This is a genomic window from Halomonas denitrificans (assembly GCF_003056305.1).
Taxonomy (GTDB): Bacteria; Pseudomonadota; Gammaproteobacteria; order Pseudomonadales; family Halomonadaceae; genus Halomonas; species Halomonas denitrificans.
The window spans coordinates 572,199-594,192 of sequence record NZ_PYVX01000001.1 but is presented as its reverse complement, the minus strand read 5'-3'; the positions used below and the strand labels follow the sequence as shown (position 1 = coordinate 594,192).

The following is a 21,994-nucleotide window of genomic DNA, read 5'->3' as shown; positions in this document are numbered from 1 at the left end:
CGATGCCTGTGCCGCCTTGACCTCCTGTGGGTGGTGGGGGAAATCCGGCGCCGGACGCCGTGCCTTGAGCTCATGCGCGCTCGAGGATCATCGCGATGCCCTGGCCGCCGCCGATGCAGGCGGCGGCGCAGCCGTAGCGCCCCCGGCGGTGCCGGAGCGTGCGGGCCAGGGTGCCGGCCAGCCGGATGCCGGTGGCGCCCAGCGGATGGCCCAGTGCCAGGGCGCCGCCGAAGACGTTGACGCGCTCGGGATCGAGGCCGAGGGAGTCCATGGCATAGAGCGGCACGGCGCTGAAGGCCTCGTTGATCTCCCAGGCGTCGATGTCGTCGACGTGCAGGCCGGTGGCGGTCAGCGCCCGGGCGATCGCCTTGGCCGCCCCGGCGCCCATGCGCTCCGGCGTCACGCCGACGTCGGCCACCGCGACCACCCGCGCCAGGGGCGACAGGCCGTGACGCGCCACGGCGGCCTCGGACATCACCAGCGCCGCGCCGGCCCCGGAGGTCAGCGGCGAGCTGTTGCCGGCGGTGATCCGCCCGCCCTCGACGAAGGCCGGGTCGAGGCCGGCCAGGCGCTCGAGGCTGGTGTCGGGGCGGATGTTGGCGTCGATGGCGACCGGTTCGCCGGCCGGGTTGGAAAGCGTCAGGCGCTCGCCGTCGAACCAGCCGTCCCGCTCGGCCCGGGCGGCCCGCTGGTGGGAGCGCAGGGCGAAGGCGTCCATCGCCTCCCGGGTGATGCCGCTCTCCCGGGCCAGGCGCTCGGCGGTCAGGCCCATGTTCATGGCGACGCCGAGGTCCAGGTCGTCGCGCCCCTCCAGGGCCTCGGGAAGCGTCAGCACGCCCTCCTTGAAGAGGCTCGGCCCCATCGGCACTCGCGACATGTTTTCATAGCCGCCGGCCATGCCGGCCTCGATCGCCCCGACCTGGACCTCGCGCACCGTGGCGCGCAGCGCGGCCAGACTCGAGCCGCACTGCTGGTCGATCTGGCGCGAGGCGCAGCCCGTGCCCAGCGCGGAGAGCCACTGGGGATAGCGGCCGCCGAAGCTCCACTGCTCCTTGACCGGCAGCGCGCAGCCGACGCTCAGGTCCTCGATGCGCTCGCCCGCGACGCGGTTGCGCTCGAGCAGCGCATCGATCACCCGGCCGAGCAGGGCGTCGCCGCGCTGGCCGGACCAGGCGTCGACCTCGGGCTTGCGGGGGTGGGCGCGGGTGAAGGCGCTGCGCGCGAAGTCGACGAGATAGGCGTCGTTCATGAGGCGCTCCTTGCGCTGGCGTCGCCGCTGGCCCAGCGGTGGATGAACAGGGCGTAGGTGGTCAGCACCCGGCGGATGGAGGCGATCTCGACGCACTCGTCGACCCCGTGGATGCGCTGGGCGACCGGGCCGTAGCAGGTGCCGTTGATGCCGCCGGACACGTGGAAGGCGCGCAGGTCGGTGGTGCAGGTCGAGAGGTAATGGGCCGGCGGCTCGCCGGCGAGGTCCTCGTGGCAGCGCGAGAGCAGGCGGATGCCGGGCGTCTCCAGGTCGACCAGGTGGCCCTCGGAGCGAAAGCCGTGGAATTCGACCCGGGGCGCGGGGGAGCCGTCGCCGAGCGCGCGGTGGTGATCGGCGATGACCTCGCGGACCCGCGCCATCACGTCATCGGGGCGCATGCCCGGCGGGAAGCCGACGCGCCCCTCGAGCTGGGCGTGGGCCGGCACGCTGGAGGCCCAGTTGCCGCCCTCGATCTTGCCGATGCTGAGGTTGAAGGGGTGCTCCAGGGCGTCGTAGGGCGCCGGGCGGGGCAGGGCGTTGATCTCCTCCTCCAGCGCCTTGAAGGCCGGCAGGTAGCCCTGCAGGGTCTCGATGGCGTTGCGGCCGGCGCGGGTGTCGAGCACGTGGGCCGGTACGCCGTCGAGGCGCATGCGAAACCACAGCACGCCCACCTGGCCGCTGTAGATCTGCGCGCCGAAGGGCTCGGGGATCAGCACGAAGTCGCCGTGGTAGCCCTGGTGCAGGCAGGCCAGGGCGCCGTTGCCGGTGCACTCCTCCTCGATCACGGTCTGCAGGGTCAGCGGGAAGTCGAGGGTCCCGCCGGCCTCGCGCACCGCCTGCACGGCCATCACCATGGCGGCGATGCCCGCCTTCATGTCGCCGGCGCCGCGGCCGTAGAGCCAGCCGTCCCGCTCCCAGGGCTCCCAGGGGGGACGCGTCCACATGTCGGTGGGCTCGGCGGGCACCACGTCCAGGTGGCCGTTGAGCACCAGGTGGGGCTTGTCGCTCTGCGGATTGAGCCGGCTGACCAGGTTGTAGCGCCCCTCGCTCGGCCACTCGGCCGGTGCCCGGTGGGGATGGTCGGCGAAGCCCGGGGCGTCGAGGCCGACGCGCTCCACCGGCAGGTCCAGGCGTTCGAGCCAGCGCTCCATGGTGTCGAGCGCCCCGCGCTCCTGGCCCAGCACGCTGTAGCCGCGGACCAGGTCCCGGGTGAGGTCGAGGGTGGTGTCGAGCAGCGCCTCGCAGCGCGCGAGGATGCGTTGTTCGGTGGCGTCGAGCATCAGAATCTCCCCAGCCGTGTCTCATCGATGATCAGGTCGGCCTCGGTGGCCGCGCGCAGCGTGGCCACGTCGAGCCCCTCGGCGATGTCCACCACCTCGAGGCCCGCCTCGGTCACCTCCATCACCGCCTTCTCGGTGATGATGCGGGTGACGCAGCGCGGTGCCGTCAGCGGCAGGCGGCACTGCCGGAGGATCTTGGGGTTGCCGTGCTTGTCGTTGTGCGAGCAGAGCACCACGAGGGTCTCGACCTTCTGGGCGAGCTCCATGGCGCCGCCGATGCCCGGCGAGAACTTGCCGGGGATCTTCCAGTTGGCGAGGTTGCCCTGCTGGTCGACCTCGAAGGCGCCCATGAAGGTGACGTCCACCCGGCGCCGGCGGATCATCGCAAAGGAGAGCGCGCTGTCGAAGACGCTGGCGCCGTCGCGGGTGGCGATGTAGGCGCCGCCGGAGTCGATCATCTCGGGGTCGGGGGCGGTGCCCTCCTCGAGGGGGTGGCAGCCCAGCACGCCGTTCTCTGAGTGCACCAGCACCTCCATCTCCGGCGGCAGGTAGTGGAAGAGCCGGGTGGGCAGGCCGATGCCGAGGTTGACGATCTGGCCGGCGCTGACCTCCCGGGCCGCCCGGGCGAGAATGCGTTGTTGATCAGACGGCATGGGCGCGCCTCCCCTGGTCGCTGGTGGCGGGATCGACCTCGACGATGCGGCTGACGAAGGCGCAGGGCGTATGGATGCGCTCCGGCACCAGTTGGCCGGGGGCCTCGACCCGGTAGGCCTGGGCGATGACGTGATCGGCGGCCATGGCCATCAGCGGATTGAAGTTGATGGCGGTGCCGCGGTAGATGAGGTTGCCGTAGGCGTCGGCCAGGTCGGCGTGCACCAGGGCAAAGTCGGCGCGGATGGCGGGCTCGATCGCCCAGGTCCGGCCGTCGCACTCGATCTCGCGACGCCCCTCGGCGACCTCGGTGCCGAGGCCGATGTCGGTCAGAAAGCCGTAGTGGCCGGCCCCGGCGCAGCGGATCTTCTCGGCCAAAAGCCCCTGGGGATGCATCTCCACGGCGAGGCGGCCGGCGTTCATCTCCTCGATGGCGATCCGGTTGAGGCCGATGTGCGAGGTGATCAGCTTGTCGACGCGGCCGGCGCGGATCAGCCGGCCGATGCCGATGTCCGGCTCGTTGGCGTCGTTCTTGATCAGCGTCAGGCGCCTCTGGCCCTGGGCCAGCAGCTCGTCGAGCAGCGCGAAGGGGGTGCCCGGCGAGCCGAAGCCGCCGACCATGATCGAGGCGCCGTCGGGGATCTCGGCGATGGCCGCCTCGAGGGTCGCGGGTTTCTGGTTGAGCAGTGTCATGGGTCTCAGCCTGTGATGCCGTGGGCGGAGGTCGCGGTGGCCTCGTCGAGCAGCGGGGCCACCACCTCGCGGTCGAGGCGGTCAAGCGCCCGGCCGAGCCGCTCGAGCAGCAGCTCGGTCTCGCTTTCATTGATGGTGAAGGGCGGGCTGACCAGGAAGTGATCGCCGGCCAGGCCGTTCAGGGTGCGGCGGGGATAGATCAGGAGCCCCTCCTCCTTGGCCAGTGCCGTCACCCGGGCGAAGAGGTTGGCCTCGGCGGGGAAGGGCGTCTTCTCCACGGGATCCATGACCAGCTCCACGCCCCACAACAGCCCCATGCCGCGCACGTCGCCGAGCCAGGCGTGGCGCGCCTTGAGCACCTCGAGGCCGCGCTGGAGCTGCTCGCCCCGGGCGCGGACGTTGTCGAGCAGCCCCTCGCGGCGCACCGCCTCGACGGCGGCGAGGCCGGTGGCACAGGCCAGCGGGTTGCCGGCGTAGGTGTGGCCGTGCTGGAAGCCGCCGCTGGCCATCACCGTCTCGACGATCGCTTCGCGGGCCAGCAGCGCCCCGATCGGGTAGTAGCCGGCCCCCAGCCCCTTGGCGGTGGTGAGCAGGTCGGGGGTCACCCCGAAGTGCTGATAGGCGAACCAGGTGCCGGTGCGACCCACGCCGCAGAGCACCTCGTCGAAGATCAGCAGGCAGCCGAACTCGTCGCACAGCGCGCGCAGGCCCTCGAGGTAGGCCCGGTCGACCAGCCGCGCCCCGGTGCTGGCGCCGCCGACGGGCTCGACCACGATGGCGATGACGCTCTCGCCGCCGGCCGCCTCGATGGTCGCGCGGGTCTCGGCGAGCACGCGGCGGACGTGGGCGTCGCGGTCGCCGTCGCGCTGGCGGTAGAAGTCCGGGCCGGGCACCTTCAGCGAGCCCGGAGTGATGTCGGCGAAGGGCGCCTCCAGGGGCTGGTAGCCGGTGACGCCCAGCGCCCCCAGGGTGCTGCCGTGGTAGGAGGGGCGCAGCGAGACGAAGTGGCGACGCTGCGATTCCCCGCGGGCCACGAAATACTGCCGCGCCAGCTTGAGGGCGGACTCCACCGCCTCGGAGCCGCTGGAGACGAAGAACACCTTGTCGAGCGCGCCCTCGGTCATCTCGACCAGCGCGTGAGCCAGCGCCACGGCCGGGGTGTTCTCGAACTGGGTGCGATAGGTGAAGGCGACGCGGTCGAGCTGGGCCAGCATGGCGTCGCGCAGGTCCTGGCGGCCGTGGCCGAGGTTGCAGGAGATGGCGCCGGCGCAGCCGTCGAGGTACTCCTTGCCGTCGGTGTCCCACAGGAAGACGCCATCGCCGTGGCTGACTTCCGGCATCGCGGGGCCGGCCTGGTAGAAGAGGGGGGAGGACGTCATCGTGTCGATCCGTTGTGAGGGTGTTGTTCGGATGTCGCTCAGTCTAGGTAGCCGCGATAAACTATTTCAAGATATGATGTTTTTACCGACTTCGATGACTTTCACTCATGCCTGACGTCAACATCCACTCGCTCAAGGCGCTGGCCATCTTCAAGACGCTGTTCGAGGCGGGCAGCGCCTCCCAGGCGGCGCGGACGCTCGGCATCACCCAGTCGGGCGTCAGCCGCTCGCTCTCCCAGCTCGAGCAGAACCTCGGGCTCGCGCTCTTCCTGCGCGAGAAGAACCGCCTGGTCGCCACGCCCGAGGCGCGGGAGCTCTACGAGGAGATCCTGCGGCTGATGGGCAACATCGAGGAGCTGCGCCACAGCGTGCTGGCGCTCAAGGAGTTCGGCACCTCGCGGCTGCGCATCGCGGCGATCCCGGGGCTCGCCTTCGGCTTCGTGCCGCGCCTGATCGCCGCACTGCTGGAGGACAATCGCGGCTTCAGCATCAGCTTCGACATGATGTCGAGCCACGAGGTGCTGCGCGAGGTGGAGTCCGGCCATGCCGATATCGGCTTCGTGACGCTGCCGGCGAGCTCCCGGGTGCTGCGGGTCGAGGAGTGGCTGACCACCCAGGCGCGCTGCCTGGTGCCGAGGGGACATCCGCTGAGCGGCCGGGACGAGGTCACCGTCAGCGACCTCAAGGACCAGTTCCTGGTGATCGGCAACCAGCCCAACGTCGGGGCCGACCCGCTGCTCCACCTGGCCACCGCCCACGGCATCCACATCGCCGGCAAGACCGAGGCCAACATCGGGGCCATCACCTCGCTGGTCGCCAACGGTGTCGGGATCAGCGTGATGAACCCGATCACCGCCACCGACCAGCTGGTCGGCCGCGACGAGGTGGCGGTGCTGCCCTTCACCCCCTCGATCGATTTCAGCTTCGGGCTGGTGTATCGCGAGGACTGGAAGCATGCTCGTGCGCTGGAGTTCATCCGCGCCTGCGGCCGCGACCTGCTGCGCGAGTACCCCGCCTGATGGTGCCCGGCCCGCCGCGGCGCCTGTTGTTCCTTATCCGACTGACGAGGATGCCAGACCGAGATGCTGACCTTTCACAGTGAACGGACCAAGCTGCGCCGCGCCCGCACCGAGCTGGACGGCGGGCAGCTGGTGACGCCCTACGAATGCCCCGAGCGGGTCGACCTGGTGCTCAAGCGCGTACTCGAGAGCGGCCTGGGCGAGGTGCGCGCCCCGGCCGAGCACGGCCTCGCCCCGGTGCTGGCGATTCACGATGCCGACTATGTCGCCTTCCTCGAGAGCTGCTGGGCGGAGTGGGTCGCCGCCGGCCGTGCGGGCGAGGCGATCGCCTGGATCTGGCCCACCCGTACCATGCCGGGGCGCGTCATCCCCGACCACATCGACGGCCGGCTCGGCCACTACGCCCTGGGCGCCGACACCTCGATCTGCGAGGGCACCTTCGAGGCGGCCATGGCCAGCAAGGACGTGGCGCTCTCGGCGGTGGATCACGTGCTGGCCAGCGGCGAGCCGGCCTTCGGGCTGTGCCGCCCGCCCGGCCATCACGCCGCCACCGACCAGTTCGGCGGCTACTGCTTCTTCAACAACGCCGCCATCGCCGCCCAGCGCGCCCTGGAAGCCGGCCGCTCGCGGGTCGCGGTTCTCGACATCGACTTCCACCACGGCAACGGCACCCAGCAGATCTTCTACGATCGCGACGACGTGCTCTTCCTCTCGATTCACGGCGATCCGCGCCACTGCTTCCCGCACTTCCTCGGCCACGCCGACGAGACCGGCGAAGGGGCGGGCGAGGGTTTCACCGTCAACTACCCCCTGGCGCCGGGCACCGGCTACGCCGCCTGGGCCGAGGCGCTGGAGGCGTCCAAGGCGCGCATCCTCGCGGCCGGCTGCGAGCTGCTGGTGGTCTCGCTCGGCGTCGACGCCTTCGAGCACGACCCGATCAGCGCCTTCAAGCTCTCGAGCGACGACTTCACCGACGTGGGGCGACGGCTGGGGCGTCTCGGCCTGCCCACGGTCTTCCTGCTCGAGGGCGGCTATGCGGTGGAGGAGATCGGCATCAACGCGGTCAACGTGCTGAGCGGCTTCGAGCGGCCCTGAGCCGCGCGCGCTGGCACTTCCGCTCGACCGGCAACGCGCCAGTGAGGTGGCGTAACCGAAGCCATCGGCGAGGCTCAGCCGCCCGACGACTCGAGCTGTTGCTGCCTCTCCTCCAGTGACTGGTTGATCCGCTCTGCTGCCTGCTCGGCCCGTTCGATGGTCCCCTGCGGTTGCGACAGCGTATCGCTGCTATCTCCAGCGGTAATGGCCGAATCCAGGTAGGTCTTCATCACGTAGCCGAGAAGGATCAGGGCCAACAGCAGGCCGATGATGCGCATGACGTCTCTCCTTGGTGGCGTGGCGACCACAGGGGGCATGGGAACCGCGTCAGTATAGGTTGCGCCCGGCCAAGGCAGGGGAACGGTAGCGGGGCGGGGTGTCGTCGTCGCAGGCAGGACGCGGGTGGGAGGAAGTCGCGGATTGCCGCGATGGCCGTGGCCAGTGCACGAGGCTTGGCGTTTACCGGCCTCCGGGCCACACTGGAATGGCGAGAGCGCCGGCCACCGAGGATGCAGCATGTGGGATGATCCGGCGGGGCCCGACGGCGTCGGGGCCCGGTCCGCCCCGGTGCGCGGGGGGCTCGAGGCGTGCCGTGACGGGGGGAGCCCCGGGTGAAGCGCGCCCAGCGCCGCATCGTCTCGCTGGCGACGCTCGGCATCCTCGTCACGGGCGCGCTGGTCGGGCTGGCCACGGCCTGGCCGCTCTACCAGGCCCACCGCCAGGGGCTCGAGACGGTCACCCTGATGAGCGCCTCGGCCCAGGCGGAGAGCCTCGACCACCTGCTGGCGCGCTATCGGGACGTGGCCCGCCAGATCGCCAGCCGCTCCGAGCTGCGGTGCCGCCTGGAGACGTACCTGGAGGACCCGGCCGCGACCGGCGAGGAGCGTGAGGCCCTGGCGGCCTTCATGGCGCCGCGGCTGGTGGACGCCATGCTGCCGTCCCCGGACCTGGTGGGCCTGGAGCGGCGGGACCCCGCGGGCCGGCCGCTGGTGACCATCGGTCGCGTGCCGGACAGCCGTCCGCCGGTCGATGGGGCCGAGGCGGCCGGCCAGACGCGGCTGGTGCCGGCGGAAGAGGGGCTGCTCGTGGAGGTGACGGCGCCGGTGCTCTCCCGGGAGGGCCGGCCCCTCGGCAGCGACCGGCTCTATTTCGGCCCGCGGGGCATCGCTGAGATGCTCGACGACCCCGAGCGCTTCGGTGAGGGAGCCCGCCAGTGGCTGCTGGCGCCGTCCGGCCCGGTGCTGCTGGCGGCGGGACCTGGCGGCGCGCTGGTGCCGGCCGAGGCCGAGGCCGAGGCCGACGGGCGGCGCACCGAGCGCCTGGGCGAGGCGCTGGCGAGCGGTCGGGCCGAGCTTACCCACGCGACCCTCGACGAGGAGGGGGACGACGCGGCGGTGCTGGTGCGGGTCCCGCTGGCCACGCCCGGCTGGGGGTTGCTGGTGCAGATTCCCGCCCGCGGCTTCTACGGCGTGGTCTACCACGAGCTGCTCTGGGCGGCCATGGTGGTGCTGGTGCTGATGGCGCTCGGGGCGCTGGCCACGGCCCGGGTGATCAGTCCGCTGCTGACCCGCATCACCGATCAGGCCGGACGCCTGAGGCACTCGGCCCACTTCGACGCGCTGACCGGCCTGCCCAATCGCGCCTATCTCAACCGGCGCCTCGCCCTGGCGCTGGAGCGGGCCGAGGAGGACGATAGCGCCCTGGCGGTGCTGTTCCTCGACCTGGACCATTTCAAGGACATCAACGACAGCCTCGGCCACCCGCTGGGCGACCGGCTGCTGCAGGCGGTGGGGCGGCGGCTGCGCCGCGCCGTGCGCGACGAGGACGCCCTGGGCCGCCTGGGCGGCGACGAGTTCGTGCTGGTGCTGGAGCATCTCCACGAGCCCGCCGACGCCGGCCGGGTGGCGCAGAAGCTGATCGATGCCCTGCTGCAGCCGTTCATCGTCGACCAGCACGAGATCTTCATCGGCGCCTCGATCGGGATCAGCGTCTCGCCCCGCGACGGGCGCGACGCCGGCGAGCTGATCCAGCGCGCCGATACCGCCATGTACGGGGCCAAGGCGCTCAAGCGCAACACCTGGATGTTCTATACGCCGGCGCTGGCCGAGGCCAGCCGCGAGCGCTTCACCATGGACACCGGCCTGCGCCGCGCCCTGGAGCGCCAGGAGCTGGTGCTGCACTACCAGCCCCAGGCGCGGGTGGAGGGCAGCCGGGTGTTCGGGGCCGAGGCGCTGGTGCGCTGGACGACCCCGGAGGGCGAGGTGATCGGGCCGGGACGCTTCATCGCCCTGGCGGAGGAGGCCGGGCTGATCCACCACATCGGCCGCTGGGTACTGGGCGAGGCCTGTCGCCAGGCCCGGGAGTGGGAGCTGGCCGGACTGCCCCTGCGCGTCGCGGTCAACCTTTCGGGACTGCAGGTGGTGCAGGGAGACATCGTCGGCGATGTGCGCGACGCGCTTGAGCAGAGCGGGCTCTCGCCCGCGAGGCTGGAGCTGGAGATCACGGAGGGCTTCGTGATCGGCCATGCCGACGAGGGGCTGGAGCGGCTGAACGGCCTGCGTCGCCTCGGCGTCGAGCTGGCCGTGGACGACTTCGGCACCGGCTACTCCTCGCTCTCCTACCTCAAGCGCCTGCCGGTGCAGTGCCTGAAGATCGACCGCTCCTTCATCAGCGACGTGCCCGGCGACCCCGACGACGAGACGATCGTCGCCGCCATCCTCTCGATCGCCGAGCGGCTGGGGCTCGACGTCATCGCCGAGGGCGTGGAGGACGCCACCCAGCTCGACTTCCTGCGCTCGCTGGGCTGTCCCGCCTATCAGGGCGACTACCTGAGCCCGCCGCTGACGGCCGCGGAGTTCGCAAAGCGCTGGGGGACGGAGGGGCTGGCGCGGGAAGCCTGAGGCCGCGCCGCTTTCCGCCGGGCGCCCCGGTCGATAGAATGACCGTTTGCCGTCGAGCGACGGGCCCGCACGAGCGAGCCGTCCGATCGCCCGGCCTCCTCATCACCCAGCTGCTGTTCGCTTTACCGCAAGGATCCCGCGCTGCATGAGCTATCAGGTTCTGGCCCGCAAGTGGCGACCGCGTACCTTCCATGAACTGGTCGGCCAGGAGCATGTCCAGCGCGCGCTGGTCAATGCCCTGGACCAGGGCCGGCTGCACCACGCCTACCTGTTCACCGGCACCCGCGGCGTCGGCAAGACCACCCTGGCGCGGATCCTGGCCAAGTGCCTGAACTGCACGGCGAACGGCCGCGGCGACGAGGGGGTGACCTCCACTCCCTGCGGCGAGTGTGACAGCTGCCGTTCCATCGACGAGGGGCGCTTCGTCGACCTGATCGAGGTCGACGCCGCCTCCCGCACCAAGGTCGAGGACACCCGCGAGCTGCTCGACAACGTGCAGTACGCGCCGACCCAGGGGCGCTACAAGGTGTACCTCATCGACGAGGTGCACATGCTCTCCACCAGCAGCTTCAACGCGCTGCTCAAGACCCTGGAAGAGCCGCCGCCCCACGTGAAGTTCCTGCTGGCGACCACCGACCCGCAGAAGCTGCCGCCGACGGTGCTGTCGCGCTGCCTGCAGTTCACCCTCAAGCACATGGCGCCGGAGCGCATCGTCGGGCACCTGGCCGCGGTCCTCGAGGCCGAGCGGGTGAGCTTCGAGGAGAGCGCCCTGTGGCTGCTCGGCAAGGCCGCCGAGGGCTCCATGCGCGACGCCATGAGCCTCACCGACCAGGCCATCGCCTTCGGCCAGGGCGAGGTGCGCCACGCCGACGTGGCGGCCATGCTCGGCACCCTCGACCATCGCCACGTGCTGGCGCTGGTGGAGGCGCTGGCCGAGGTGGATGCCGCCCGGCTGCTCGGTGAGGTGGCCGCCCTGGCCGAGCAGGGCCCCGACTTCGCCGCGGTGCTCGACGACATCACCGGCGTGCTGCACCGCCTGGCCATCGCCCAGATGGTGCCCGACGCCGTGGACAACGGCCACGGCGACCGCGACGCCCTGCTTGAGCTGGCCGCGCGCTTCACCGCCGAGGACATCCAGCTCTTCTACCAGATCGGCATCCAGGGCCGCGGCGACATGGAGCATGCCCCGGACCTGCGCTCCGCGCTGGAGATGACCCTGCTGCGCATGCTGGCGTTTCGTCCCCAGGGCGTGCCGCGACCGGCGCAGACGCCGCTGCCCCTGCGCGGAAAGCCGGGTGGCGGCGAGGCGGGGCCCGCCGGCGATACGGGCAGCGAGCCGGCGCCCGGGCCCGCGACGGCCCCTGCCACGGCTGCCGAGAGGCCCCCGGCTGCGGCGCCCGCGGCGACGCCTCCCCAGGCCGAGCCTCCCCAGGCCGAGCCTCCCCAGGCCGAGCCGCCCCAGGCCGAGCCGCCCCAGGCGACGCGACCCGAGGCGGCGCCTGCCCCGGCCCCCGAGCCGGCAGCGGCCCCGGAGGCCACGCCGCCGGCCGCGGCCGCGTCTTCCGGGGAAGCGCCGGCCCGCCCGCCGGCAGGCGAGGAGACTCGCGCCGCGGCACCCGCCCCGGCGATGGCGTCTGAGGCGGCGGCCGTGACGCCAGTGGCAGAGGCCGCGACGATGTCGCCCGAGCCTGAGCCTGAGCCTGAGCCTGAGCCCGAGCCCGAGCCCGAAGCGACCGACGCCCCCGCGCCCGCCGAGGCGGCCGCGCCGGCGGGGCGCTTCGACCACGCCGCCTGGCTCGCCCGCTTCGAGGGGCTGGGGCTCGGCGGGCTGACCCGCAACCTGGCGGCCCACTGCGTGGTCGAGGCCGACGACGGGGAGCAGCTGCGGCTGCGCCTCGACCCCTCCCAGGAGGCGATGAACGCCGAGGTCCACGTGACCCGCATCCGCCAGGCGCTGGCGGCCATCGGCGTCGAGCGGCGGCTCACGATCGAGCCCGGGGAGCTGCCCCCGGCGATCGAGACGCCCCGCCAGCAGGCCGACCGCCTGGCCGCCCAGCGGCATGCCGAGGCGATTGAAGCCTTGAACCGCGACCCCCATGTACAGAAGCTGCAGCAGGCCTTCGGCGCGCGCCTGATCGAATCCACGGTCAAGCCCGCCGACGCCGAGGCGCGCGGCTGAACCGCGCGCTGTGACCGATCACATCAACCACGAGAGGATTTCGCCATGATGAAGGGTGGCATGGGCAACATCATGAAGCAGGCCCAGGAGATGCAGGAGAAGATGCAGAAGGCCCAGGAGGAGGTCGCCAAGGCCGAGGTCCAGGGCGAGGCGGGCGCCGGCATGGTCAAGGTGACCATGAACGGTCGCCACGACGTCAGCAAGGTCGAGCTCGACCCGAGCCTGATGGAGGAGGACAAGGAGCTCCTCGAGGACCTGCTGGCGGCCGCCGTGAACGACGCGGTGCGCAAGGTCGAGGCGGACTCCAAGGCGCGCATGGAAGAGGCCACCGCCGGTCTCAACCTGCCGCCGGGCTTCAAGATGCCGTTCTGATCCAGGCCGAGACGGACCGACCATGAGCTTTTCCCCGCTGATCGAGAGACTGATGGAGTCGCTGCGGGTGCTGCCCGGCGTCGGCCCCAAGACCGCCCAGCGCATGGCCATGCACCTGCTCGAGCGCGACCGCGACGGCGGCCGGCGCCTGGTGGAGGCGCTGGACGTGGCGCTCGAGCGGGTCGGCTACTGCCGGCGCTGCCGGACCCTCACCGAGGAGGAGGTCTGCGGCATCTGCCAGAGCGCGCGGCGCGACGAGGCCCTGCTCTGCGTGGTGGAGTCCCCCGCCGACCAGCTGGCCATCGAGGAGGCCGGCGGCTTTCGCGGCCGCTACTTCGTGCTGCACGGCCACCTCTCGCCGCTGGACGGCATCGGCCCCGAGGACATCGGGCTCGACCAGCTCGAGGCGCGGGTCGCCGAGGGGGGCGTGGAGGAGATCGTGCTGGCCACCAACCCCACGGTGGAGGGGGAGGCCACCGCCCACTACATCGCCGCCCAGCTCGCGCCCCGGGGCGTCTCGCTGTCGCGGCTGGCCTATGGCGTGCCCATGGGCGGCGAGCTCGAGTACGTCGACGGTGGTACCCTGAGCCGCGCCTTCAACGGTCGCCTGCCCTTCCGGGGCGAGTGAGCCCTTTTCCCTGCTGTCGGAACCCTGCATGACCCTGAACCCCGAGATTCGCTGGATCGATACCCCCGCCGCCCTGGACGCCGCCTGTGCCGAGGTGGCCCAGGCCGACGTCATCGCCCTGGACACCGAGTTCTTTCGCGAGAACACCTTCCATCCGGTGCCGGCGCTGATCCAGTTTGCCGCCGGCGGCCCGGCCTTTTTGGTCGATCCCCAGGAGGTGGCGTGCACCGAGGCCTTTCGTCGCCTGCTCGCCGAGGGGCCGTTGAAGCTGCTGCACGCCTCGAGCGAGGACCTCGAGGTCTTCGCCCACTGGGCCGGGGTGCCCGTGGCGCCGCTGGTGGACACCCAGGTCGCCCAGTCGCTGCTCGGCGAGGTGCCCTCGATGGGCTACCAGAAGCTGGTGGAGCACTGGACCGGCGAGACCCTGCCCAAGGACGAGACCCGTTCCAACTGGCTGCTGCGGCCGCTCTCCGAGTCCCAGCAGCGCTACGCGGCCCTGGACGTGGTCTTCCTGCTTGAGGTGTGGGAGCGCCAGCGCGCCTCCCTTGAGCGCCAGGGGCGCATGGCCTGGGTCGAGGAAGACTGTGCCGCACTGGTCGACCAGGCGGCGCGCAGCGAGGCCGCCGACGGCCAGTGGTACCTGCGCCACCGCCAGCTCTGGCGCCTCTCGCCGCGCCAGGTGGAGGCCTATCGGCGCCTCACCGTCTGGCGCGAGGGCGAGGCCCGGCGTCGCGACGTGCCGCGGGGCTGGCTGGTCAACGACCGGCTGCTCTACGCCATCGCCGAGCAGCTGCCGGAGAACCGCTTCGAGCTGTCGCGGATCGAGGAGCTCAAGCCCGCGCTGATCAAGCGCGAGGGCGACGACCTGCTGAGGCTGGTGCGCGAGGCGATGAAGGTCGACGAGGAGGCGCTGCCGGCGGCCCCGCTCTCGCCGATGGCCCCCGAGTTCAAGCAGCGCCTCAAGGCCCTGAAGAAGGTGGTCAATGCCGAGGCCGAGACGCTGGGCGTGGCGCCCGAGGTGCTGCTCAAGCGGCGCGAGCTCGAGGCCCTGGTGAGCGCCGACCTGCGGGGCGAGCCGCTGCCCCTGCCCGGCGGCTGGCGCGGGGATCGACTGGCGACGGGCCTGACCGCGGCCCTCGAGGAGGCATCACGATGAGCGACGACCGGATGCGCGGCGACAAGCTGCTCTGCGAGATCTTCAAGAGCGCGCGCAAGGAGGAGATGTACCTCTACGTGGACAAGCGCCAGGGGCTCAGTGACGTTCCCGAGGCGCTGCTTGAGCACTTCGGCCGGCCGATCTCGGCCATGACCCTGATCCTCACCCCGGAGAAGCGCCTGGGCCGTGCCCAGGCCGGCGACGTCATGGCCGCCATCCGCGAGAAGGGCTACTACCTGCAGATGCCGCCCGCCAAGGAGGAGTATCTGCTCGACCTCTATCGCGTCCCGACCGAGGCGCGGTACTAGCCACGCGCGGTACCGGGCGCGATAAACGAGCATCGCGCCCGGTGCCGCGCGAAAGGCGCTTACCCCACTGATGCCCGGCGGAAGCCGCTGAAACGGGCCGACAATGCATCGCATTGATCAAGAGTGTGGCCCCACACGTGGCGCAGGAGAGATCATGAGAGAACGATTCTGGGAGCACTTCGACCTGGCGGAGCTCACCGGCGAGGAGTGGGAGGCGCTCTGCGACGGCTGCGGCCAGTGCTGCCTGCTCAAGTTCCAGGACGAGGAGAGCGGTGACCTGGCGGTGCTCAACGTCGCCTGCGAGCTGCTCGATATCCCCAGCTGTCGCTGCGGCGACTACGACAATCGTTTTGCCAAGGTGCCGGACTGCACGCAGCTGACGCCCGAGCGCATCGACGATTTCCGCTGGCTGCCCAAGTCCTGTGCCTACCGCCGGGTGGCCGAGGGGCGCAAGCTGGCCGCCTGGCATCCGCTGATCGCCGGCGGGCCCGAGCGCATGCACCGCAAGGGCGTCAGCGTGCGCAGCTTCGCCGTCTCCCAGCGCGAGGTGCCCGAAGAGGCGCTCGAGGAGCACATCATCGCCATCCTGCCCATCGACGGCTGATCCCCCCCCGTCGGGGCGCCCTCCGCCTCAAGTCTGAGACGTCTCATCCGCGGTAGGCGTCCAGGGTCATTCCCCTGACAGCGTGCTTTCATGGCTTCGTCCTATGGCGCCGCCCACCGGCGGGGACGATGCTTTGCTGTGTGTAACAGTTTGTTGTCCAACGTGAGCGTGAGGGTGGCGTGTCACGTCCGGGGGCATGGGATAACGACAAGGGGATGCATCATGAAAGCGTTCACGAAGCTAGCACTGGCCATGGCGGTGGGTGCCCTGGCCTCGTCCGGCGTATCGGCGCAGTCCTCCTCGTGGGGCGGGCAGGCGCTCAGCGACGACGAGATGGCGGCGATGTTCAACGACCTCATGAACGAGGGGCGGGTGCTCGACGACCAGGAGATGGCGCAGCTGCAGTCATGGCTGCCGACGCGGCAGAGTCCCGAGGAGCTGCTGCTGCTCTTTCCGCCGGGCGCCGGGGATCGCGACACGGGGCTCGCCAGCGCGCGCGACGGCAGTGATGTCGTCCTGGCCGCCAGCGATGGCGGCACCGGTGGCGGCGATGGGGGCACCGGCGGCGGCACCACTCCCGATAGCCGCAGCGGTGACGGCGGCGATGGTGGAACGGATGACGGGGCCGATGATGGCACCGATAACGGGTCCGACGACGACACGGATGATGGTAGCGGCGATGACGATCTGGTTCGCGACGGGGGCGGAGGCGGCGGTCCCGGTGGCGGTTCGGGCGGCGGTCCCGGGGGCGGCTCGGGCGGCGGTTCCGGTGGCGGTTCCGGTGGCGGTTCGGGTGGCGGTTCGGGCGGCGGTTCCGGTGGCGGCTCGGGCGGCGGTGCCGGTGGCGGTTCGGGCGGCGGTGCCGGTGGCGGCTCGGGCGGCGGTGCCGGTGGCGGTTCGGACGGCGGTGCCGGTGGCGATTCGGGCGGCGGTGCCGGTGGCGGCCCGGGAGGCGGTGCCGGCGGCGGCAGCTGACCCGGCGCTATGCAGGCGAGGCCCACCGCTTCCGGCGGGCCTCAAGGGACCTGGCCTCGGCCGGGTCCCTGTCGTATTGGCGAGCGCCTCGAGGCGTCAGGCCTCCCGGTCTTCCAGGCCCAGCGCCCAGAGGATGAAGGCGTCCTGGCGGGCGTTGTCGTGCCAGGCCTTGAAGCGTCCCGAGGCGCCGCCGTGGCCGGCGGACATGTCCGTCCTCAGCAGGATGGGGTGCTCCTCGAGGCGCGGCGCGGGCGCTAGCTCCTTGAGGCGCGCATAGAGCTTGGCCGGCTCCCAGTAGGGCACCCGGGTGTCGTGCCAGCTGCTCTGCAGGAAGACCGCCGGCCAGGGCTGGGCCGAGAGGTTGTCCAGCGGCGAGTAGTCGCGGATGCGCCGCCGCGCCTCGGGCTCGCGGGGGTCGCCCCACTCGGTGTACTCCGCGGTGGTTAGCGGCAGGTCGGGGTTCTCCATGGTGCGCAGCACGTCGACGAAGGGCACGTCGAGCACCGCCGCGCAGAAGGCGTCGGGGGCCAGGTTGAGGCTGGCGCTGACCAGCAGGCCGCCGGCACTGGCGCCGTAGGCGGCGATGTGCTCGCCGTCGCTGAGCCCCTTCTCGACCAGGGCGTCGCGGGCGGCGAGGAAGTCGTGGAAACTGTTGGCCTTGTGCTCGAGCTTGCCGGCCAGGTACCAGGGCTCGCCGCGATCGCCGCCGCCGCGCACGTGGGCCACGGCGAAGGCCGCCCCGCGTGCCAGCAGCTCCAGGCGGGCCACCGAGAACCAGGGGTCGAGCACCTCGCCGTAGGCGCCGTAGCCGTAGAGCAGGGTGGGCAGGGGGTGGCCGGAGAGGTCGGCCCGCCGGACCACCGAGACCGGCACGCGCTCGCCGTCGTGGGAGGTCGCCCAGATCCGTTCGCAGGCCAGCTCGTCGGGGCTCAGGTCGCCGTGAACCGGCTGCTGCTTGAGCACGCGCCGCTCGCCGCTGTCGAGGTCGAGCTCGATCCAGGTCACCGGCAGGGTGAAGGACTCCTCGCGCAGCCGCAGGCGCCGGTCGGCGAAGTGCGGCGCGTCGCCCAGCGCCAGGCTGCAGGGCAGCTCCGGCAGCGGCAGACGCTCGTCCCGGGTGATGGTGTGGTCACCGTCCAGCTCGAACACCCGCAGGTGCACCTGGGCCTCGTGGTGGTCGCGCTCGGTGAGCACCAGCCCCCAGTCGAAGGCGTCGACCCCCTCCAGGGTGGCCTCGTCGCGGTGATCGACCAGCGGCTGCCAGTGGGGCGCCGGATCGGCCTCGCCGAGGTCTCGTTCTGCCATCCGGTCCAGGCGGAAATGGGTCGCCTGGCGGTTGTGCAGGACGTAGAAGTGGCCGGGGCGATGGTCCACCGCATACTCCACGCCGCGCTCCCGGGAGCGGAAGCAGCGGGGCGGCGTGGCCGGGGCGCGGGCGGGGATCAGGTGGCTCTCGCTGGTGTCCTTGGAGGCGCTCTCCAGGACCAGCCACTCCCGCGATCGGGTCTTGCCCAGGCCCAGCCAGAACTCCGGGTCCTCTTCGAGGAGGATCAGCGTCGGCTCGCCGGCCCGTCCCTCGGCGACCGGCAGGCGCCAGATGCTCTCCGGGCGCTGGGTGGCGTCGAAGCGGGTGAACAGCAGGGTGGCGTTGTCCTCGGCCCAGCCGATCTCGGGGCCGATCTCCTCGAGCAGCACCGCGGGCTCGCCGTCCGGCAGCCGCTTGAGGTAGAGGGTGTAGGTCTCGTTGCCACGGGTGTCCTCGGTCCAGGCCAGCCAAGCCTCGTCCGGAGTGAGCGCCATGTCGCCGAGCTCCAGGAAGTCGTGCTCGCGGGCCCTGGCTTCCAGGTCGAGGAAGGCCTCGGCGGCCTCCGGGCGGCCGTTGGGGTGGCGCCACCAGACCGGGTAGTCGGCGTTGGCCGCCGTCTCGCTCCAGACCGTGAAGTGGTCGAGCGGCGTCCTGAGTCCGCTCACGGCGAGCTCGCGGCGCGCCAGGTGGCCGTGATAGAGCCGCTCCACCAGGTCGTCCAGCGGGGCGAACCAGCGATCCGACTCCCGGTTGGCGGCCTCCAGGAAGGCGGTGACCTCCGGGGCGTCGCGGTTCTCCAGCCAGTGCCAGGCCGGATCGTCGGCGTGGTGGAAGCGGGCGGCGGGATCCTCGGCGGGGAGGGTCGGGGCCTTGTCACGTGGCGGCTGTGCTTTCATGGCGCGGGATGTACCATACTCAGTGTGTTTTCAAGAACGTGCGTCGTCGACGCACAACTCGCGAGGTCGTGATGCTGATGTCGGATTCGATGCCCCTACTATGGCTGGTCTATGTCGTGTTGTCGCTGGTGGTGCTGCTCACCGGCTACCTGGGGCTGGGGTTTCTGCCGCGCTTGCCGCGGCTGGTGATCACCTGGGCGGTGGCCGGCGTGATGTGGACCCCGTCCCATTTCCGTCTGCCCCTGCTCGACGAGGGAGAATTCTACAGCGGGTTCGCGCCGGCGGTGATGGTCGCGGCCGTGGCCTTCCTCGAGAACAACCGCGAGACCTTCCTGCCGGTGGCCCTGCTGGTCGCCGTGGGGGCGGGCGTGGGTGGCCTGCTGGGGCTGCTGATGTGGTGGCGCGGCCGCGCTCGCGGGAACGATGACGCCGTGGACCGGAACGACGACGCGCCCGCCGCCGACGGCCGTGGCAACGGCGAACGCCAGGAGCCGGTGCTCGGCTGACGGACGCCATGATCGGCCGGCGGGCGCGTTGGCACCGACCGGCTAAGGAGCTTCGATGAGTGGGTACGGCAAGGAACGCAGCGGCTGGCTGCCTCGGATGCTGGCCGCGGGCATGGCCCTGTGGCTCGTGGCCGGCCCGCTCTGGGCCCAGCCGCACGAGGAGCGCCCCGACGTCCGGGTGGTGGTCGATGTCTCCGGCAGCATGCGCGACAACGACCCCGAACGGCTCGCCGTCAGCGCCCTGGACCTGCTGGTGGCGCTGCTGCCGAGCGGCGCCCGGGCCGGCGTGTGGACCTTCGGCGAGACGGTCGACAACCCCCTGCCGCTGGGCGAGGTGGATGCGGCCTGGCGGGAGCAGGCCCTGACCCTGCCGCCGGCGCTGCAGGCCTACCAGCAGTACACCGACATCGAAGCCGCGCTCAACGCCGCCTCCCGCGGCGAGGCCGACGGCTGGCGCCACCTGGTGCTGCTCACCGACGGCATGATCGACCTGTCGCCCGGCCGGGGCCCCAAGCCCGAGATCGACCGGGCCTCGCGGCGTCGGCTGGTCGAGGAGCGGGCGGCCGAGCTCGCCGATCAGGGCGTGGCGGTGCATGCCATCGCCTTCTCCAGCGAGGCCGACCTGGCCCTGGTGGAGCGCCTGGCCCAGTCCACCGGCGGGCTGGCGGCGCTGGCCGAGAGCCCCGAGGGCCTGCTGGGCGCCTTCCTGGACATTGTCGAGCGTATCTTCCCCGCCGACCAGGTGCCCCTGGACGAGGGGCGCTTCGTCATCGATGACGGCGTGGAGACCTTCTCGGCGCTGATCTTCCATGAGCCCGACGACGCCCCCCTGACCCTGGTCGCCCCGGATGGCACGCGCTACCGGGCCGACGACGCCCCCGGCGACGTCCGCTGGCAGGAGGAGTCGCGCTTCGACCTGATCCGGGTGCCGGACCCCCAGGCCGGGGAGTGGCGCCTGGAGGGCGACGTGGGGGAGGAGAGCCGCGTCAACGTCGCCTCGCCGCTGCACCTGCGTACCACCGACCTGCCGACCACCCTCTATCGCGGCTTCGACGTCCCCGTGGAGGCGTGGATCACCCACGACGGCGGGCCCTTCGAGGGCGGCGAGGACCTGACGCTCTCGGTGGCGCTGCAGGACGCCGAGGGCGAGGTGCAGTCTCGCGTCGTGCTCGAGCCTGAGGCGGGGCGCTATCGCGGGCGCCTGCCGGCGCCGGCGCTGACCGGCAACGCCCACCTGGTGATCCGTGCCGAGAGCGAGGCGCTCAAGCGACAGCGCTCCCAGGCCGTGAACGTGCTGCCGGCCATCGGGGCCGTGCATCGTCCCCGGGCCGGGCGGGTGGTGCTGGTCGCCGAGCACCCGGGGCTTAATCGCGACAACACCGAGATTGTCGGCGAGCTGCAGGGCGAGCGCCTCGAGGCCGAGGCGGTGGGGGAGCGGCGCTGGCATCTCGCGCTGCCCGTCCTCGACCCCTCGCTCTCCCTGCCGCTGCTGCTGGAGGCCACCATCGAGCTCGACGGCGAGCGCCAGACGCTCTCCCTGCCGCGCCTGGTGCTCTATCCCGACGGCCGCCTCGGCATCGGCGTGGCCGACGTGGCCGGCCCGACGCTTGCCACCGAGTCGTTCGACGAGCAGGCTGACGCCTCCCTGCCGCCGCCCGAGACGTCGGCCGAGCGCGCCGCCGACCGTTTCGTCGAGCTGGTCAACCGGATGCCGGAGGCGGCCCGGGATCTCTGGCAGGCGGGCTGGCCGGGCCTCCAGGACCTCTGGCAGGCGCACCGCCGCGACCCGCGCCTGTGGGGCGCGCTGGCGGCGCTCACCCTGGCGCTGATGGTCCTTGTCCTGATTCGGCGCCGCCAGTCGCGGCGCCCCCCACGCCGGGAGGAACCCCATGTGTGAGCTTCTGGGCATGAGTGCCAATGTGCCCACGGATATCTGCTTCAGCTTCACCGGCTTCCTGCACCGGGGCGGCGGGACCGGGCCGCATCGCGACGGCTGGGGCATCGCCTTCTACGAGGAGGGCGGCTACCGCGACTTTCGCGATCCCCACCCCTCGGTGCACTCGCCCATCGCCCGGCTGATCTGCGACTACCCCATCAAGTCGAACATCGTCATCAGTCATATTCGCCAGGCCAACGTCGGCCAGGTGCGCCTGGCCAACACCCACCCCTTCGTGCGCGAGATGTGGGGGCGTCCCTGGTGCTATGCGCACAACGGCCAGCTGGCCGACTGGCAGGCCCTGCCGCACTCCTTCTACCGCCCGGTGGGCAGCACCGACAGCGAGCACGCCTTCTGCTGGCTGCTCGGCGAGCTGCGCGGCGCCTTCCCCGAGCCGCCCGCCGACGAGGCGCAGCGCGAGGCCCTCTGGTCGATGCTGCACGGGCTCTGCGAACGGCTGCGCGGCCTGGGGGTGTTCAACCTGCTGCTGGCCGACGGGGACTATCTTTACACCTTCTGCTCCACCAAGCTGGCGCACATCACTCGCCGGGCGCCCTTCGGCCGGGCAAGCCTGTCGGATGCCGAGCTGACGGTGAACTTCGCCGAACACACCACCGCCGACGACGTGGTCTCGGTGATCGCCACCGAGCCGCTCACCGACAACGAGGAGTGGGTGCGCATGGTGCCGGGCGAGCTGCTGGTGTGGCAGGGTGGCGTGATCCAGGCGCGCTATAAAACGTAAGTTTCAATCACTCGTTTTACAGCCGTCGAGCCGCTGGTATAAGGTGCCTGCTGACAACACCGCGTGTGGATAACCCTGCGCGCGGAGAACAATAAGGCCGATGCCGACATTGGCCGCCGC

20 protein-coding genes are annotated in these 21,994 nt (G+C 71.6%); 13 read left to right on the top strand and 7 right to left on the bottom strand.

Annotated features, from left to right (window positions below):
* Positions 1 to 70: 70 nt before the first annotated feature.
* The 5 genes from C9F13_RS02670 to C9F13_RS02650 are packed head-to-tail and all read right to left on the bottom strand — an operon-like array spanning position 71 to position 5,252.
* Positions 71 to 1,249, bottom strand: coding sequence for an acetyl-CoA C-acyltransferase (locus tag C9F13_RS02670; RefSeq protein ID WP_108444686.1), 1,179 nt, complete (start codon positions 1,247 to 1,249; stop codon positions 71 to 73).
* Positions 1,246 to 2,529 carry an ArgE/DapE family deacylase gene (locus C9F13_RS02665; RefSeq protein WP_108444685.1) on the bottom strand — a complete coding sequence of 428 codons (1,284 nt, stop codon included), beginning with the start codon at positions 2,527 to 2,529 and terminating at the stop codon, positions 1,246 to 1,248. Before C9F13_RS02665 ends, C9F13_RS02670 begins: the two co-directional genes overlap by 4 nt.
* Positions 2,529 to 3,182 (bottom strand): 3-oxoacid CoA-transferase subunit B, encoded by a 654-nt coding sequence (locus tag C9F13_RS02660; protein ID WP_108444684.1) that lies wholly within the window; start codon positions 3,180 to 3,182, stop codon positions 2,529 to 2,531. The genes C9F13_RS02665 and C9F13_RS02660 overlap by 1 nt, the downstream gene beginning before the upstream one ends.
* Positions 3,172 to 3,873: a CoA transferase subunit A gene (locus tag C9F13_RS02655; protein ID WP_108444683.1), complete on the bottom strand. Its 702-nt coding sequence runs from the start codon at positions 3,871 to 3,873 to the stop codon at positions 3,172 to 3,174. Before C9F13_RS02655 ends, C9F13_RS02660 begins: the two co-directional genes overlap by 11 nt.
* 5 nt (positions 3,874 to 3,878) lie before the next feature.
* Positions 3,879 to 5,252 carry an aminotransferase family protein gene (locus tag C9F13_RS02650; RefSeq protein ID WP_108444682.1) on the bottom strand — a complete coding sequence of 458 codons (1,374 nt, stop codon included), beginning with the start codon at positions 5,250 to 5,252 and terminating at the stop codon, positions 3,879 to 3,881.
* 107 nt (positions 5,253 to 5,359) lie between these two features.
* On the opposite strand from C9F13_RS02650, the gene C9F13_RS02645 reads away from it, so the two are divergent.
* The gene (locus C9F13_RS02645) at positions 5,360 to 6,271 is read left to right on the top strand and encodes a LysR family transcriptional regulator (protein ID WP_108444681.1); all 912 of its coding nucleotides are present in this window, start codon (positions 5,360 to 5,362) and stop codon (positions 6,269 to 6,271) included.
* Between the two features lie 63 nt (positions 6,272 to 6,334).
* The gene (locus tag C9F13_RS02640) at positions 6,335 to 7,366 is read left to right on the top strand and encodes a histone deacetylase family protein (protein WP_108444680.1); all 1,032 of its coding nucleotides are present in this window, start codon (positions 6,335 to 6,337) and stop codon (positions 7,364 to 7,366) included.
* A 74-nt stretch (positions 7,367 to 7,440) separates the two neighbouring features.
* Here C9F13_RS02640 and C9F13_RS02635 read toward each other — a convergent pair whose 3' ends face one another.
* Positions 7,441 to 7,644 (bottom strand): hypothetical protein, encoded by a 204-nt coding sequence (locus tag C9F13_RS02635; RefSeq protein WP_108444679.1) that lies wholly within the window; start codon positions 7,642 to 7,644, stop codon positions 7,441 to 7,443.
* Between the two features lie 333 nt (positions 7,645 to 7,977).
* Between C9F13_RS02635 and C9F13_RS02630 the strand changes: the two genes are divergently transcribed.
* From C9F13_RS02630 to C9F13_RS02595, 8 genes are all read left to right on the top strand, one after another.
* Entirely contained in the window at positions 7,978 to 10,266 is a 2,289-nt protein-coding gene (locus tag C9F13_RS02630) for a putative bifunctional diguanylate cyclase/phosphodiesterase (RefSeq protein WP_108444678.1), read from the top strand.
* A 145-nt stretch (positions 10,267 to 10,411) separates the two neighbouring features.
* Positions 10,412 to 12,445, top strand: coding sequence for a DNA polymerase III subunit gamma/tau (gene dnaX, locus C9F13_RS02625; RefSeq protein WP_108444677.1), 2,034 nt, complete (start codon positions 10,412 to 10,414; stop codon positions 12,443 to 12,445).
* A gap of 45 nt (positions 12,446 to 12,490) precedes the next feature.
* Positions 12,491 to 12,817 (top strand): YbaB/EbfC family nucleoid-associated protein, encoded by a 327-nt coding sequence (locus tag C9F13_RS02620; protein ID WP_108444676.1) that lies wholly within the window; start codon positions 12,491 to 12,493, stop codon positions 12,815 to 12,817.
* Positions 12,818 to 12,839: 22 nt separating this feature from the next.
* A complete protein-coding gene (recR, locus tag C9F13_RS02615) occupies positions 12,840 to 13,445 on the top strand; it encodes a recombination mediator RecR (protein WP_108444675.1) in 606 nt (201 codons plus the stop codon).
* 28 nt (positions 13,446 to 13,473) lie between these two features.
* Entirely contained in the window at positions 13,474 to 14,601 is a 1,128-nt protein-coding gene (rnd, locus tag C9F13_RS02610; protein ID WP_108444674.1) for a ribonuclease D, read from the top strand.
* Complete coding sequence (locus tag C9F13_RS02605; protein WP_108444673.1) at positions 14,598 to 14,909, top strand: YcgL domain-containing protein; 312 nt, start codon at positions 14,598 to 14,600, stop codon at positions 14,907 to 14,909. The genes rnd and C9F13_RS02605 overlap by 4 nt, the downstream gene beginning before the upstream one ends.
* Positions 14,910 to 15,063: 154 nt before the next feature.
* On the top strand, positions 15,064 to 15,513 hold the full coding sequence (locus C9F13_RS02600; RefSeq protein WP_108444672.1) for a YcgN family cysteine cluster protein: 450 nt from the start codon (positions 15,064 to 15,066) through the stop codon (positions 15,511 to 15,513).
* Between the two features lie 222 nt (positions 15,514 to 15,735).
* On the top strand, positions 15,736 to 16,488 hold the full coding sequence (locus tag C9F13_RS02595; RefSeq protein WP_157955151.1) for a hypothetical protein: 753 nt from the start codon (positions 15,736 to 15,738) through the stop codon (positions 16,486 to 16,488).
* 96 nt (positions 16,489 to 16,584) lie between these two features.
* On the opposite strand, the gene C9F13_RS02590 is transcribed toward C9F13_RS02595, so the two are convergent.
* Entirely contained in the window at positions 16,585 to 18,690 is a 2,106-nt protein-coding gene (locus tag C9F13_RS02590) for a S9 family peptidase (RefSeq protein ID WP_108444670.1), read from the bottom strand.
* A gap of 71 nt (positions 18,691 to 18,761) precedes the next feature.
* Between C9F13_RS02590 and C9F13_RS02585 the strand changes: the two genes are divergently transcribed.
* Genes C9F13_RS02585 through C9F13_RS02575 form a run of 3 tightly spaced genes read left to right on the top strand, consistent with a single transcriptional unit; the run spans position 18,762 to position 21,874 of the window.
* Positions 18,762 to 19,196 (top strand): hypothetical protein, encoded by a 435-nt coding sequence (locus tag C9F13_RS02585; protein WP_108444669.1) that lies wholly within the window; start codon positions 18,762 to 18,764, stop codon positions 19,194 to 19,196.
* 55 nt (positions 19,197 to 19,251) lie between these two features.
* Positions 19,252 to 21,093, top strand: coding sequence for a VWA domain-containing protein (locus C9F13_RS02580; RefSeq protein WP_108444668.1), 1,842 nt, complete (start codon positions 19,252 to 19,254; stop codon positions 21,091 to 21,093).
* On the top strand, positions 21,086 to 21,874 hold the full coding sequence (locus C9F13_RS02575) for a class II glutamine amidotransferase (RefSeq protein ID WP_108444667.1): 789 nt from the start codon (positions 21,086 to 21,088) through the stop codon (positions 21,872 to 21,874). Before C9F13_RS02580 ends, C9F13_RS02575 begins: the two co-directional genes overlap by 8 nt.
* Positions 21,875 to 21,994 lie beyond the last annotated feature (120 nt).